The sequence below is a fragment of the Arenimonas sp. genome (assembly GCF_035312645.1).
In the GTDB taxonomy this organism is placed as follows: domain Bacteria; phylum Pseudomonadota; class Gammaproteobacteria; order Xanthomonadales; family Xanthomonadaceae; genus Arenimonas.
Genome location: NZ_DATGBO010000128.1, coordinates 1 through 12,807 on the forward strand (window position 1 = coordinate 1; position 12,807 = coordinate 12,807).

13 protein-coding genes are annotated in these 12,807 nt (G+C 64.5%); 7 read left to right on the forward strand and 6 right to left on the reverse strand.

Features of this window, described 5'->3' with window-relative positions:
- Nucleotides 1-278: 278 nt before the first annotated feature.
- The 3 genes from VKM35_RS11575 to VKM35_RS11585 are packed head-to-tail and all read right to left on the reverse strand — an operon-like array spanning nt 279 to nt 3,105.
- A complete protein-coding gene (locus VKM35_RS11575; protein WP_324321174.1) occupies nt 279-581 on the reverse strand; it encodes a cell division protein ZapA in 303 nt (100 codons plus the stop codon).
- The gene (locus VKM35_RS11580) at nt 578-793 is read right to left on the reverse strand and encodes a TIGR02449 family protein (RefSeq protein WP_324321175.1); all 216 of its coding nucleotides are present in this window, start codon (nt 791-793) and stop codon (nt 578-580) included. Before VKM35_RS11580 ends, VKM35_RS11575 begins: the two co-directional genes overlap by 4 nt.
- Nucleotides 794-831: 38 nt before the next feature.
- Nucleotides 832-3,105 carry a putative bifunctional diguanylate cyclase/phosphodiesterase gene (locus tag VKM35_RS11585; protein WP_324321176.1) on the reverse strand — a complete coding sequence of 758 codons (2,274 nt, stop codon included), beginning with the start codon at nt 3,103-3,105 and terminating at the stop codon, nt 832-834.
- A 199-nt stretch (nt 3,106-3,304) separates the two neighbouring features.
- Here VKM35_RS11585 and VKM35_RS11590 point away from each other — a divergent pair, with 199 nt between their 5' ends.
- Together VKM35_RS11590 and VKM35_RS11595 are read left to right on the forward strand one after the other, a co-directional pair.
- Complete coding sequence (locus VKM35_RS11590; protein WP_414636646.1) at nt 3,305-3,847, forward strand: UPF0149 family protein; 543 nt, start codon at nt 3,305-3,307, stop codon at nt 3,845-3,847.
- Nucleotides 3,848-3,912: 65 nt separating this feature from the next.
- The gene (locus VKM35_RS11595; protein ID WP_324321178.1) at nt 3,913-5,232 is read left to right on the forward strand and encodes an aminopeptidase P N-terminal domain-containing protein; all 1,320 of its coding nucleotides are present in this window, start codon (nt 3,913-3,915) and stop codon (nt 5,230-5,232) included.
- A gap of 124 nt (nt 5,233-5,356) precedes the next feature.
- Here VKM35_RS11595 and VKM35_RS11600 read toward each other — a convergent pair whose 3' ends face one another.
- Nucleotides 5,357-5,782 carry a DNA polymerase III subunit chi gene (locus VKM35_RS11600; RefSeq protein ID WP_324321179.1) on the reverse strand — a complete coding sequence of 142 codons (426 nt, stop codon included), beginning with the start codon at nt 5,780-5,782 and terminating at the stop codon, nt 5,357-5,359.
- A 123-nt stretch (nt 5,783-5,905) separates the two neighbouring features.
- Nucleotides 5,906-7,378 carry a leucyl aminopeptidase gene (locus tag VKM35_RS11605; RefSeq protein ID WP_324321180.1) on the reverse strand — a complete coding sequence of 491 codons (1,473 nt, stop codon included), beginning with the start codon at nt 7,376-7,378 and terminating at the stop codon, nt 5,906-5,908.
- Between the two features lie 117 nt (nt 7,379-7,495).
- Here VKM35_RS11605 and lptF point away from each other — a divergent pair, with 117 nt between their 5' ends.
- Together lptF and lptG are read left to right on the forward strand one after the other, a co-directional pair.
- Complete coding sequence (lptF, locus tag VKM35_RS11610) at nt 7,496-8,578, forward strand: LPS export ABC transporter permease LptF (protein ID WP_324321181.1); 1,083 nt, start codon at nt 7,496-7,498, stop codon at nt 8,576-8,578.
- Nucleotides 8,575-9,669, forward strand: coding sequence for an LPS export ABC transporter permease LptG (gene lptG / locus VKM35_RS11615; protein WP_324321182.1), 1,095 nt, complete (start codon nt 8,575-8,577; stop codon nt 9,667-9,669). The genes lptF and lptG overlap by 4 nt, the downstream gene beginning before the upstream one ends.
- A gap of 64 nt (nt 9,670-9,733) precedes the next feature.
- Here lptG and VKM35_RS11620 read toward each other — a convergent pair whose 3' ends face one another.
- A complete protein-coding gene (locus tag VKM35_RS11620; RefSeq protein WP_324321183.1) occupies nt 9,734-10,192 on the reverse strand; it encodes an RDD family protein in 459 nt (152 codons plus the stop codon).
- A gap of 45 nt (nt 10,193-10,237) precedes the next feature.
- Here VKM35_RS11620 and xerD point away from each other — a divergent pair, with 45 nt between their 5' ends.
- The 3 genes from xerD (at nt 10,238) to VKM35_RS11635 (ending at nt 12,764) form a co-directional block, all read left to right on the forward strand.
- Complete coding sequence (gene xerD, locus VKM35_RS11625; protein ID WP_324321184.1) at nt 10,238-11,191, forward strand: site-specific tyrosine recombinase XerD; 954 nt, start codon at nt 10,238-10,240, stop codon at nt 11,189-11,191.
- A 75-nt stretch (nt 11,192-11,266) separates the two neighbouring features.
- Nucleotides 11,267-11,827, forward strand: a complete 561-nt coding sequence (locus VKM35_RS11630) for a hypothetical protein (protein ID WP_324321185.1) — start codon at nt 11,267-11,269, stop codon at nt 11,825-11,827.
- Nucleotides 11,828-11,978: 151 nt separating this feature from the next.
- Nucleotides 11,979-12,764: a DsbC family protein gene (locus VKM35_RS11635; protein WP_324321186.1), complete on the forward strand. Its 786-nt coding sequence runs from the start codon at nt 11,979-11,981 to the stop codon at nt 12,762-12,764.
- Nucleotides 12,765-12,807: the final 43 nt, after the last annotated feature.

Consider the following 12,807-nt stretch of genomic DNA (forward strand, 5'->3'; position numbering starts at 1 on the left):
CCGTGCCACCCCATCAGGCTTTCCGCAACAGGGCGGACATGCACACAGCGATGGCGCCGGATTCCCAGGTCGTGTTTATGGGACAAGGCGTATGTTAGCGCAGGCTGTCAAACACGGCAGAGGACGCAGGCAAAGTATAACGTCGCGACGGAAGTTTTTCGTGAATAAATTCCCGGACGCCATCGTCTTTTCCAATCGCTCCCGCGCGTGACGCACGCGGAAAGCTATGGCAATCTGTTTAGATGTCGCGGCGATCGGCTGCGCGACGAACGGCGCTTTTATTGCCGCGCCGCCAGCGTGTCGAACAATCCGTCGAGCTTGCGATTCATCTCGCCCAGCGTGTTGGAAATTTCCTGGCTCTGCGACTGGTCGCCGTTCTTGAGCTGCAACAATTCGTGCGCAAGGTTCAGTGCCGCCAATACCGCGACACGATCGAGCGCCGCCATCTTGTTGTTGCCGCGGATCTCGCGCATGCGTGCGTCGAGCAGATGTGCCGCGGCCATCAGGCCTTCGCGTCCTTCCGCATCGACGCCGACGGTGAATTCGCGGTCGAGGATCTTTACGCTGACCGGGTCGCTCACGCGTTGTTCTCCAGCGATTTGAGACGGGTGATCATGGCCTCGACCCGCGAGCGGGCCAGCTCGTTCTTGCTCAGCAGTTGCGCACGTTCGCTGACCAGTTGTTCCTGGCCCTGGCGCAGGCTGCGGTTCTCGTCGGCGAGACGCTTGGTCAGGTCGAGCAGCTTGTCGATGCGGGCAGCAAGCAGTTGCAGCTGGGCGTGCGTATCGTTCATCGGGGCACCTTAGGCGCGGGTCGGCTGCGGGTCAACAACTAGTAGGGCGCCGGAATCGCCGCCACGGTGCCCGGCTGCCAGCTGCGGATGAAGGCCAGGCAGCGATGCGCATCCAGCGGCGGCGACAGCCAGAAACCCTGGATTTCGTCGCAACCCTGTTCGCGCAGGTACGACAGCTGTTGCTCGGTTTCCACGCCCTCGGCGATCACGTTCAAGCCCAGCGAATGGCCCATGGTGATCACCGTCGCGGTGATCGCCTCGTCGTCGGGATCCTTGGTCAGGTCGCCGATGAATTCCTTGTCGATCTTCAGCGTGTCGATCGGCAGGCGCTTGAGGTAGACCAGCGACGAATAACCGGTGCCGAAGTCGTCGATCGCCAGGCTCACGCCAATCTTGCGCAATTCGTTCAAGACATTCGTGGTCTGCTCGGCGTTCTGCATCACCATCGATTCGGTGACTTCCAGTTCGATGCGATTGGCCGGCACACCGGTGTCTTCGATGACCTGCGTGAGATGTTCCGGCAGGTTGGAACGCAGCAGCTGCAGCACCGAGACGTTGACGCCGATCGACAGCTCGGTGAGGCCGTGATTGCGCCAGCGCTTGAGCGTCTGACAGGCTTCTTCCAGCACCCAGTCGCCGATCGGCAGGATCAGGCCGCTTTCTTCGGCCAGCGGAATGAACACGACCGGGCTGATTTCGCCGAGTTCGGCGCTATGCCAGCGCAGTAGTGCTTCGACGCCGGTGATGCGGCCGTCGGCCAGCGCCATGCGCGGCTGGTAGACGAGGCGGAATTCGCCGCGATCGAGCGCCTTGCGCAGCGATGCGAGTACGGTCGCGCGCCGGCGCGATTCCGCATCCATGGTTTCGTTGTAGATCTGGTAGGTGTTGCGACCTTCGGCTTTCGCCTGGTACATCGCGGTGTCGGCGAACTTGAGCAGGTCGGTCGGCACCAGCGCGTGATCGGGATACAGACTGATGCCCAGCGAAGGCGTGATGCTGACGTCGTGGCGCTCGTCGACTTCCAGCGGCATCGAAAACGCGTTGAGGATCTCGCGCGCCATGCGCTCGACTGCGGGCAGGCTCTCGACGTCCTCAAGGACGACGGTGAATTCGTCGCCGCCAAGGCGGGCGACGGTATCGGAAGCGCTGACCGTCGCCTGCAGGCGCGTCGCTGCCGCTTTCAGCAAGCGATCGCCGGCGGCGTGGCCGAGCGAATCGTTGATGTCCTTGAAACGGTCGAGATCGAGGAACAACACCGCGACGCGGGTTTCCTGCCGGCGCGCCCGCACGATCGCGCGGCCGAGGCGTTCCGACAGCAGGGCGCGATTGGGCAGTCCGGTCAGCGTGTCGTAGTTGGCGAGGTAGCGCAGTTCCTGTTCGGCGCGCTTCTTGTCGGTGATGTCGTTGACCACGGCGACAAAATGACTGCGCAGGCCCTGGCTGTCGCGCACTTCCGACATCTCGATCCAGCCGAGAAATTCCTCGCTGTCCTTGCGCTTTTGCCACATCTCGCCGGCCCAGTGGCCGGTGCGTTCGAGGATGTCGCGCACGCGCCGGTAGAAATCCTGGCTGTGCTGGCTGGAATCGAGCAGCTTGCTGTTCTGGCCGACGACCTCTTCCTCGCTGTAGCCGGTGATGCGCGAGAAGGCCGGATTGACCGAGATGAAACGGAACTCGAGGTCGATCACGCCGACCGCTTCGCTCATCGAGCGCAGTACTTCCAGTGCGACGCGGCGCTCGCGCTCGGCGCGGCGGATCGCGGTGATGTCGCGGGCCGTGCCGGCCATGCGTAGCGGGCTGCCGGCGGAATCGCGCTCGACCACCTTGCCGCGCGAGCGTACCCAGATCCATTCGCCGCGTGCGTTGCGGATGCGGTGTTCGGAATCGTAGAGCTCGGAATGGCCGACGATGTGTTCCTGCAGCAGCTTCTGCACGCGCGGCAGGTCGTCGGGGTGGATCGAATTCGAGCGCCAGTCGTCGGTGCTCATCGATTCCAGCGAGCCCTGGCCCAGCAACTGGTTCGCGCCGAGGCGGTACAGGCTGTTCTCGCGGATGTTCCAATCCCAGAATTCGTCGCCGGAACCCCACAGCGCCAGATTCAGCCGCGCCTCGCGCTCGCGGATCTCGCCAAGCAGAGAGGTTTCCTGCTGGCGGCGCTTGCGCAACACCCACCACAGCAACCACGCGAGCAGCGCTGCAAGCGCGAGCAGTATCCATTGCGAGCCGGCGAACAAGTCGACGTTTTCGGTCGTGGCCGCCAGTGCGAGGCCGGGGAGCAGGGCAGCGGTCAGCCACAGGCCCGACAACGCCACGCACCGGATGCGTCGCAGTGCAGGCGCCTGAAACCTGGCCAATCCGGTTGTTGCCCGCACTACGGCAGCTCCTCGCGTTCGCTCATGGCCCCGGGGCAGTTTAGGTGGCCGCCTTCACGGCCACAAGCTGAATGCGTCGGCCGCGCGGATCGCCTTGCTAGAATGTCCCGGCTCACACGCTGGCGACCCAATGACCGAGATCGATCTGCCCACCCATGCCGAGATCGGCGCCCAGATCGGCGACATGCGCCTCGGCGTGGATGCCTCCGAACTGCACGGCCTGCTCTGTGGCTATCTGTCCGGCGGTGGCCTGCTGGCACGCAACGACTGGTTGGCGAAGGTGATGGCCGATGACGATCTGTCGGGCGCCGACGCCGGCAGCGTGCTCGACCAGATGTTCGAAAACACCAGCCAGTTGCTCGAATCCCCGGACTTCGGTTTCGAATTGCTGCTGCCCGACGCCGAACTGTCGGTGTCCGAACGCGGCGACGGCCTGCTGTCCTGGTGTCGCGGTTTTCTCGGTGGTTTCGGCCTCGCGGCCGGCGCCAAGCCGCCGCTGTCGGAAGAATCGCAGGACGCGCTCAACGACCTCAGCCGCATCGCTGCCAGCGATCTCGCCTACGACGATCCTGATACCGACGAGGAAGCGCTGGAAGAAGTCACCGAATTCGTGCGCGTCGCAGTGCTCTTGCTGCACAGCGACTGCGTGCTCGCGCCACGGCATCGGCGATCTCTGAATTGACCAACACAACGCCAGTGCTGCCGCGAGCAAAATAATTTCCGTCTTCCGATTTCCGATTTCCGAAAATGATCAAACCCAGCGAATTCGCCAAGCGCCGCAAACAACTCATGCGCATGGCTGCGGACGACGCCATCCTGATCCTGCCGGCGGCGCCCGAGCGCATCCGCAGCAAAGACACCACCTATCCGTATCGGCAGGACAGCGATTTCTGGTACCTGAGCGGCTTCGCTGAACCCGATGCGGTGCTGGTGCTGGTGCCGGGACGCAAGCACGGCGAATGCCTGTTGTTCTGTCGCGAACGCGATGCCGACAAGGAAGCGTGGGACGGTCCACGTGTTGGCCAGGAAGGTGCGATCGAACACTTCGGCATGGATGATGCGTATCCGATCGATGACCTCGACGACATCCTGCCCGGCCTGCTCGAAGGCCGCACGCGTGTGTACTACCACTTCGGCCGCGACACCGACTTCGATCTCAAACTGATCGGCTGGCTCAACCGCGTGCGTGCGCAGGTGCGGCAAGGTGCGCAGCCGCCGCACGAATTCCTCGAGCTCGGCCATCTGCTGCACGAGCTGCGCCTGTTCAAGAGCGCGGGCGAGATCAAGCTGATGCAACGCGCGGCCGATATCGCCTGCGAGGCGCAGGTCGCGGCGATGCGCGCGACCCGCGCCGGTGCCCAGGAATACGAAGTCGAGGCGGCGCTGCAATATGTCTATCGCCGGCACAACGCCTGCGCGGCATACGAACCGATCGTCGGCGCCGGCAGCAACGGTTGCGTGCTGCATTACCGCGCCAACAACGCGACCATGCGCGACGGCGACCTGTTGCTGGTCGACGCCGGCGCCGAATACGGCAACTACGCCTCCGACATCACCCGCACCTGGCCAGTGAACGGCGTCTATTCGAAAGAGCAGCGCGCGCTGTACGAGATCGTTCTTGCGGCGCAGGACGCGGCGCTGGCGCAGGCCGTGCCGGGGAAACCGTGGATCGCCGGCCACGATGCGGCGGTGGCGACACTGACCGAGGGCCTGCTGTCCCTGGGCCTGCTCAAGGGCACGCTCAAGCAGAATCTCGCGGCCGGCGAGTACAAGAAGTTCTACATGCACAAGACCGGACATTGGCTCGGCCTCGATGTGCACGACGTCGGCGAATACAAACTCGCCGGCGATTTCCGCGAGCTCGAACCGGGCATGGTGTTCACCATCGAACCGGGTCTGTATATCGCACCGGGCATGAAAGGCGTGCCGGCGAAATACCAGGGCATCGGCATCCGCATCGAAGACGATGTGCTGATCACCCAGAACGGCCATCGCGTGCTCACGGATGGCGTGCCGAGGAAAGTCGACGCCGTGGAATCACTGCTCGCCGAGCGCTTGTCGTCGTAGGAGCCAGCTTGCTGGCGACAATGCCTAACCGGCCAGCAACTATCGCGATGCTCACCTGATTGCTGGGACCGAGTTTGTCTTCCGTGAGGAAGTCGCCAGCAAGCTGGCTCCTACGGGGCCGCGGTTACATGTCGAACTTGCTGACCTCGAAGCCGCGTTCCTTGTATTGCTTCCAGCGCTCGCGCAGCGGCTCGCGCGATGACGCATCGGCGGGCACGACTTCCAGCACGCGCTCGATATTTCCGGCAACCGCGTCGTTGCGCAGGTTTAGCACCAGCGCACGCATGGGCGTGGTCACGCCCGGCGGCACGATCAGTACCGGCGTGAGTTCGTCATCTTCATCAGTGCCGGCGATCTGGTGCGGGATGTAGGCATCGGGATCGAACTCCCACAGCAACTCGTCCAGCACCTCGGCCTGCTGCGGCGACGCGACGAAGATCAGCATCGGCTGACCGCCATCGCAGGCCTTGCGCGCCAGTTCGCAGACCAGCAGTAGCGGCTTGTCGAGGAAGCGCGGCTTGGCGATGAGGTAGAAGTCGGCGCGGGGCATGTCAGTGGTGCGGGAGACGGGAGTTGCGAGACGGGAGAAGGAAAAGCGGGAAGGTACGGGCGACGGTGCAGACGAAAACGTCGCTACCTCTCCTGTCTCCCCACTCCGTTCTCCCGATCATCATCACGCCACCCGATCGAGCAGCCACTGGCTCAGCAGGCCTACCGGGCGGCCGCTGGCCATGCCTTTGCGGCCTTCGTCGTTGGAGACGCCGGCGATGTCGAGGTGGGCCCAGCGCTGACCTTCGGTGAAGCGCGAGAGGAAGCAGCCGGCGGTGATCGCGCCCGCGCCCTTGCCACCGATGTTGTAGATGTCGGCGAAACTCGATTCGATCTGGGTCTGGTATTCGTCCCAGAGCGGCAGGCGCCAGGCGCGGTCGAAAACATTCTCGCCGGCGCCGAACAATTCCTCGGCGAGGTCGTCGTGCTTGCTCATCAGGCCGGCCGCGTATTTGCCCAGCGCGATCACGCAGGCGCCGGTAAGCGTGGCGACGTCGACGGTCGCCTGCGGCTCGAAGCGCTGCGCATACGTGAGTGCATCGCAAAGGATCAGGCGGCCTTCGGCGTCGGTGTTGCCGACTTCGATGGTCTTGCCGCTCATCGAGGTGATCACGTCGCTGGGACGATAGGCGTCGGCATCCGGCATGTTTTCCACTGCCGGCACGACGGTGACCAGGTTCAGCGGCAGCTGCATTTTCGCGGCGGCGAGGAAGGTGCCCATCACTGTCGCGGCGCCGCACATGTCGAACTTCATCTCCTCAATGCCGCCCTGGACTTTGAGGTTGATGCCGCCGGTGTCGAAAGTGATGCCTTTGCCGACCAGCGCAAAAGGCTTGGCGTCGCCGGCGCCGGTGTAGCGCAGCACGATCAGTCGTGGCGCATTCGCCGAACCACGCGCGACCGCGAGCAGCGAACCCATGCCGAGTTTTTCCATGTCGGCGCGCTCGAGTACTTCGCAGCTGACATTGGCGTGTTCGCTGGCGACTTTCTGCGCCTGCTCGGCAAGATAACCGGGGTTGCAGATGTTCGGCGGCAGGTTGCCCAGCTCGCGCGCGAACTCGACGCCAGCGGCGATCGCCACGCCGCGGCTGAATTCGCCGCGTTGCGCTTCGTCGCCGAGCAGCGTGACCTGCGCCAGCGTGACTTCGGCCTTGCGGCTGCGCGTGGCGGTGTATTCGTAAGCGGCGTGGTCGGCGGCGATCACCGCCTGGCGCAGGTTCCAGGCCGGGTCGCGACCTTTCACCGGCAGTTCGGTGAGGGTGACGAATGCATTCTTGACCGGACCGATGCGCAGCGCGCGGACGGTATCGGCGATCGCCTTGAGGTATTGCGGCACCGCGAACTTGCCGGTTTCGCCGAGGCCGACCACCAGCACACGCGGCGCTTTCACGCCCGGCAGGTCGGGCAGCAGGGCGGTGCGGCCGATCTTTCCGGAGACATCGCCGCGACCGATCAATGCCGCCAAACGTCCACCACTGGCCGCGTCCAAGGCCTGGCCCGACGGGCTGAGGCTGTTGTCGGCGAACACACCCACGACCACGCAATCGCTGTCGGCGGTGGTCGGGTCTAGGCGGTGGAGTTGGAAATCGAGGGCCATGGAGAGGTTTTCCGTACAATTGATCGAATGAGGTCGGGCCGGTCGCGGAAATACTGCGACCCGGCGGGGCCACGTATTCTAGTTCAAGCCGCCCCCGCCATCTGCCGACGCCCCTGCATGCTTCTTATCGAGCGCCACCTGCTCCGCCAATTCGCCGAAACCGTACTCGCCGTGACGGCGGTGCTGCTGCTGGTCACCCTGGGTGGCCTGTTCGCCGATCTGGTGCAGGAAGTGGCGAAGGGCAAGGTGCCGGCGGCGCTATTGTTGTCGCAACTGGGCCTGCGCTCGATCCGCTTCCTGACGCTGGTCATGCCGCTGGCGCTGTTTTTGGGTCTGCTGATGGCGATCGGCCGGCTGTACGCCGACAGTGAAATGGCGGTGCTGGCCTCGATCGGCCTCGGCCCGCAACGGCTGTGGCGACCATTGTTGTGGGTGAGCCTGCCGGTGGTGGTGATCGTTGCGCTGTCCTCGCTGTGGCTGGGCCCGCTGGCCGCGCGTACCGGCAAGGACATGATCGAAACCGCGAACCGCTCGTTCCTGATCGCGGGCCTGGAGCCCGGACGTTTCGTCGAGCTGCCGGGCAAGGGCGGCATTCTTTATGTCAGCGAGCTCGCGCCCGACGGCACCAGTTTCAAGCATCTGTTCGTGCAGCGCGATCACGCCGGCCGCATGGACATCATCACCGCCAATTCCGGTCACTTGATGCTGATCGGCGACACCGAACGCGTGCTCCGGCTCGACAACGGTTTCCGCGTCGAGGGTGCGCTGGATCAGAAGGACTACCGGATGATGCGTTTTGCGCAGAACGACATCCGCGTCCCCGACCGTGAGCAGGCCGAGGCCAGCGACAATCTTGCCGCCACCTCGACGCCGGGCTTGTTCAAGGACGGCAAGGCGCCGGCCTGGTCGGAATTGCATTGGCGCCTGGCGATGCCGATCCTCGCTGGCGTGCTCGCGTTGTTCGCGCTGCCGCTGGCGCGCAGCGAGCCGCGGCAGCCGCAATACGGACTGATCCTGTTCGCGTTGCTGGTGTATGTGGTTGGCATGTTGTTGCTGATTCTCGGTACGTCCCTGCTGGGCACCGGCACGTTGCCGCCAATGCTCGGCCTGTGGTGGGTGCACCTGCCGATGCTGGCGCTGGCGATGTGGTTGTTCTGGCGCGATGGCCGTTTGCCGAAACCGCGGACTGCGACGGCATGATCAGGATGCCGCGGCTCATCACCCTGTATCTGGCGCGCAACGTTCTCGCCACGACCCTGCTGGTCGGCGCGGTGTTGCTGGGTTTCAACATGCTGGTGGATTTCGCCAGCGAGATTCAAGACGTCGGCAAGGAGAGCTACACGCTCAGCCACGCCATGCTGTACATGTTCTTCACCATTCCGCGGCGCTGCTACGACCTGTTCCCGTATGTCTCGCTGATCGGCACGCTGCTGGCGCTGGGGCGCCTCGCGGGCAGTTCCGAGCTCACCGCGATGCGCGCCGCCGGCCTGTCCAAGCTGCAGATCGGCTTGGCGGCATTGCTGCCGCTGATGTGCGTGACCGCGCTGATGGTGGTCAATGCCGAAACCCTCAGCCCGGCCGGCGAACAACAGGCGCAGTCGCTGGCCAACACCAAGGCGAAGGCGCTGATCATCGCGCGCTACACCTTCCTGTGGGTGCGTGAGGGCGACATCTTCCTCAACGCCCGCAGTGGCGCCACGCGCGGCCAGCCCGGGGCGGAGTGGATTGAACTCGACGACGTCAAGCTCTACCAGTTCGACAAGGCCGGTCGCCTGCAATCGCTCGCGCACGCACGCACGGCCGAGCATCGCAACAACGGCTGGACCCTGTTCAATGTCGAGCGTACGTATTTCGAAGCCAACCGCGTGCGTGTCGAGAAGATCGCCAGCGAAAAATGGCAGACCGCGCTCGACGACAAGACCATCGAAGCGACGCTGACGCGGCCGCGCTACCTCAGCAGCAGCGAGTTGCTGACCAACATCGAATACCTGCGCCGCAACCAGCTCGATTCCGTCAAGCTGGAAGAGACTTATTGGGGGCGCTGGTTCTATCCGCTGACGGTGATCGTGCTGTGCCTGGCGACGCTGCCGTTCGCCTTCGGCTCGCTGCGCTCGGGCGGTCTGGGCCAGCGTCTGTTCCTGGGCATGCTGATCGGTATCGGCTACGTGCTGTCGGAGCGCATGTTCGTCAGCCTTTCCGAGGTCTACCGCTTCGACGTGCGCATCGCCTATCTGATCTCGCCGATCCTGTTGCTGGCGGTGTGCTGGGGCTGGTTGGGGCGGCGGGAATAAACCGCCGGACGCGGAGCGACGACCGCGCACCATCGCCAGGCCGACGCCGCCGGTATTTTTCCAATCAATTTTTCGTCGACGCGTCCAACCTTACGAACGCGGTCCCCGCCGCGAGATCGTGCAGGCCGCGGCGTTCGCGATCGATCAACGTCCAGAGCAGGCAAAGCCCTGGCGTGAGGCAGGCGACGAGATAGCGCAGCCAGAGCGCTTTCGCGCCTGCGGGCTTGCCGTCGGCGGCGAGCACTTTCAGACGCCAGGGGCGCATGCCCATGGTCTGGCCGCCACGCTGCCAGGACAGCACGAAATACGCGCCGACCAGACTCCAGATCGCGCCGATCTCGAGCGCCGCAAACAATGGGTCGGTCTCGACCGTGCGGCCGCCATGCAGCCACAGAAAGGCGGCACTGGTGAGCATCGTCAGCGGAATCATCGGCAGGCAGTCGTAGGTCAGCGCGAGCAGGCGCCAGCCGAGCGCGGCGGGGTGCGCGGTCAGGCGCGCGGAGGGTTCGGTGCTTTCATTCATGCGCCAAGGATAGCCGGCGCGCGGTGCGGTCGCTAAGCTCGGGGCATGAATCCGCGCACGCCCGCCGAACGCCGACAGTATGCGCAAGGCCTGCCAGCGGCCGCCGATATCGATTCGATGCGGATCGCGCGCTTCCTCGAACGGATCTGGGGCGAGTCGGGTTTGTCGCGGCAGACGCTGGACAGCTATCGCCGCGATCTCGATGGCTTTGCGCGTTGGTTGCAAGGCCGCAGCCTCGATCTTGCCGGCGTGCAACGCCAGCACGTATTCGACTACCTCGCCGCGCGCACTGCGCAAAACTATGCCGCGCGCAGCAATGCCCGCCTGCTGTCGTCGCTGCGCGCCTACTACGCGCAGCAGTTGCGCCTGGGCGAGATGGGACACGACCCGACCGCGCTTATCGACCCGCCCAAGCTCGGACGCTCGCTGCCAAAAGCGCTGTCGGAAAGCGAAGTGGAGGCATTGCTCAACGCACCCGATCTCGAAGCTCCTGCCGGTCTGCGCGATCGCGCGATGATCGAGTTGATGTATGCGGCCGGCCTGCGCGTGAGCGAGCTGGTCAATTTGCCGACGGTCGCGGTCAACCTGCGCCAGGGCGTGCTGCGGGTGATGGGCAAGGGCAGCAAGGAGCGCCTGGTGCCGATGGGCGAGGAAGCACAGCACTGGCTGGAGCGTTACCTTGCCGAAGCGCGCCCGGCCCTTGCCGGCAAGCGCAATCTCGCGCCGCTGTTTCTTACCAGTGGTGGCGAGGCGTTGAGCCGGCAGCAGTTCTGGGCGACGGTGAAGCGTTTGGCGGCGCGCGCCGGCATCGACCCGGCCAAGGTCAGCCCGCATGGCCTGCGCCACAGTTTCGCCACGCATCTGCTCAATCACGGCGCCGATCTGCGTGCGCTGCAGATGTTGCTCGGGCATTCGAGCCTGTCGACCACGCAGATCTACACCCTGGTCGCGCGTGAGGGCCTCAAGCGGCTGCACCAGCAGCACCATCCACGCGCCTAGTTCGGGCCGCGGCGAAAAGCGATGACGCTGGCGCCTGCGCCGGATAAGCTGCGCGGCCACCAGCGGAACGCATGCATGGACAGCCACGAAATCAACCCGTATTCCCCGCCGTCTGCTCATGTGGAAGGAGTTGCAGCGTCGTCGATGCTGCAGATCCGCGGCAAATGCCTGCTGGTTCCGCGTGATTCGGCGCTGCCGCCCATTTGCATCCTGAGCGGAAAAACCTTGCCGGGCGGCGGCGTGCGCGTCACCAAAAAACTCTACTGGATGTCGCCATGGCTGTATCTGTCGATCTTGCTCAGCGTTCTCGTCTTCATCGTGCTCGGGCTGATCTTCCGCAAATCCTCCGAGGTAATTTTCAGTTTGTCGGATGCGGAAAATGCCCGCCTGCGCAAACGCAGACTCATCGCCGGTGGCGTGTTCCTGGCGGGGTTGGCGGCGATGATCGCGGGCGTGAGTGAAAATCTGGACGTACTGGCGCTCATCGGCGGCGTGGCGATGTTGGCCGGCCTCGTCATCCTCGCGATTTTCGGCCGCACGGTCTGGGCGCAGAAAATCGATGATCGCCACATACACCTGCGTGGGATTTCCGACGCGGCGATGCGTGCGATGGTCCGGGGCGCCGGCGCTGCCTGATCGGCCCCTGGCTGCGCTTTGTCAGGTGAGGGTTCGGATCTGCGGAATGTGAACGCGGTCGTCGCCCGGTCCCGCCCCGCCCATGCCAAAATGGCCGCACTTTCCGGGCGGCCTGGCCGTCCCGATTCCGATACCCACTCAGGATGGCGGCATGAAGAGCTCGAGAAAATTATTGGTGCTGGTGGCTTTGGTGCTTGGCACGCTTACCGCCTGCGCCCAGCCCAAGCCGGCGACCACGGCGGCCGTGCCTGCAAAGCCGGTCACGACTGGCGAAGATGCGGTGATCCGCGCGGCGATCAGCAAGGCGGTTCCCGGAATGCCCATCGATAGCATCAAGCCTTCGGTCATCCCCGGCTATCGCGAAGTCTCGCTCAGCGGAAAAGTGGTGTACGTCAGTGCCGACGGCAAATACCTGCTGCAGGGTTCGCTGGTCGAACTCGCCTCGCGCAACAACCTCACCGACGCCAGCGAAGCCGTGCTGCGCAAGAGCGTGCTGGCCGGCATCGCCCGCGACCGCTTCATCACCTTCGCGCCGGCCAATCCCAAATACCACGTCATCGTCTTCACCGATATCGACTGTGGCTTCTGCCGCAAGCTGCATTCGCAGATCGCCGACTACAACAAGGCCGGCATCGCCGTCGACTACCTGTTCTTCCCGCGCGCCGGCATCGATTCGGAGTCCTACGACAAGGCCGTCTACGTCTGGTGCGCCGACGATCGTCGCAAGGCACTGACCGATGCCAAGCTCGACCGCCCGATCACGCAGAAAACCTGCGCCAATCCGATCACTGCCGACTACAAGCTGGGCCAGAAAATCGGCATCGAAGGGACGCCGGCGGTGTATTCGGCCAATGGCAGCCAGATCGGCGGTTACCTGTCGCCGGCCGACATGCTGGCGCGACTGGACCACGACGCGGCCGTCGCCGGCGGCAAATAAGCCCGGTCTGGGTCGATTTCAGGCGTTTTTGCGGCCCGTCCGG

Bases quoted from the DNA above. Each gene is read 5' to 3' on its own strand.
- xerD (WP_324321184.1), top strand. From the start codon at position 10,238: ATGAATCCGCGCACGCCCGCCGAACGCCGACAGTATGCGCAAGGCCTG.
- VKM35_RS11620 (WP_324321183.1), bottom strand. From the start codon at position 10,192: ATGAATGAAAGCACCGAACCCTCCGCGCGCCTGACCGCGCACCCCGCC.
- VKM35_RS11635 (WP_324321186.1), top strand. From the start codon at position 11,979: ATGAAGAGCTCGAGAAAATTATTGGTGCTGGTGGCTTTGGTGCTTGGC.
- VKM35_RS11580 (WP_324321175.1), bottom strand. From the start codon at position 793: ATGAACGATACGCACGCCCAGCTGCAACTGCTTGCTGCCCGCATCGAC.
- VKM35_RS11630 (WP_324321185.1), top strand. From the start codon at position 11,267: ATGGACAGCCACGAAATCAACCCGTATTCCCCGCCGTCTGCTCATGTG.
- lptF (WP_324321181.1), top strand. From the start codon at position 7,496: ATGCTTCTTATCGAGCGCCACCTGCTCCGCCAATTCGCCGAAACCGTA.
- VKM35_RS11605 (WP_324321180.1), bottom strand. From the start codon at position 7,378: ATGGCCCTCGATTTCCAACTCCACCGCCTAGACCCGACCACCGCCGAC.
- lptG (WP_324321182.1), top strand. From the start codon at position 8,575: ATGATCAGGATGCCGCGGCTCATCACCCTGTATCTGGCGCGCAACGTT.
- VKM35_RS11600 (WP_324321179.1), bottom strand. From the start codon at position 5,782: ATGCCCCGCGCCGACTTCTACCTCATCGCCAAGCCGCGCTTCCTCGAC.
- VKM35_RS11595 (WP_324321178.1), top strand. From the start codon at position 3,913: ATGATCAAACCCAGCGAATTCGCCAAGCGCCGCAAACAACTCATGCGC.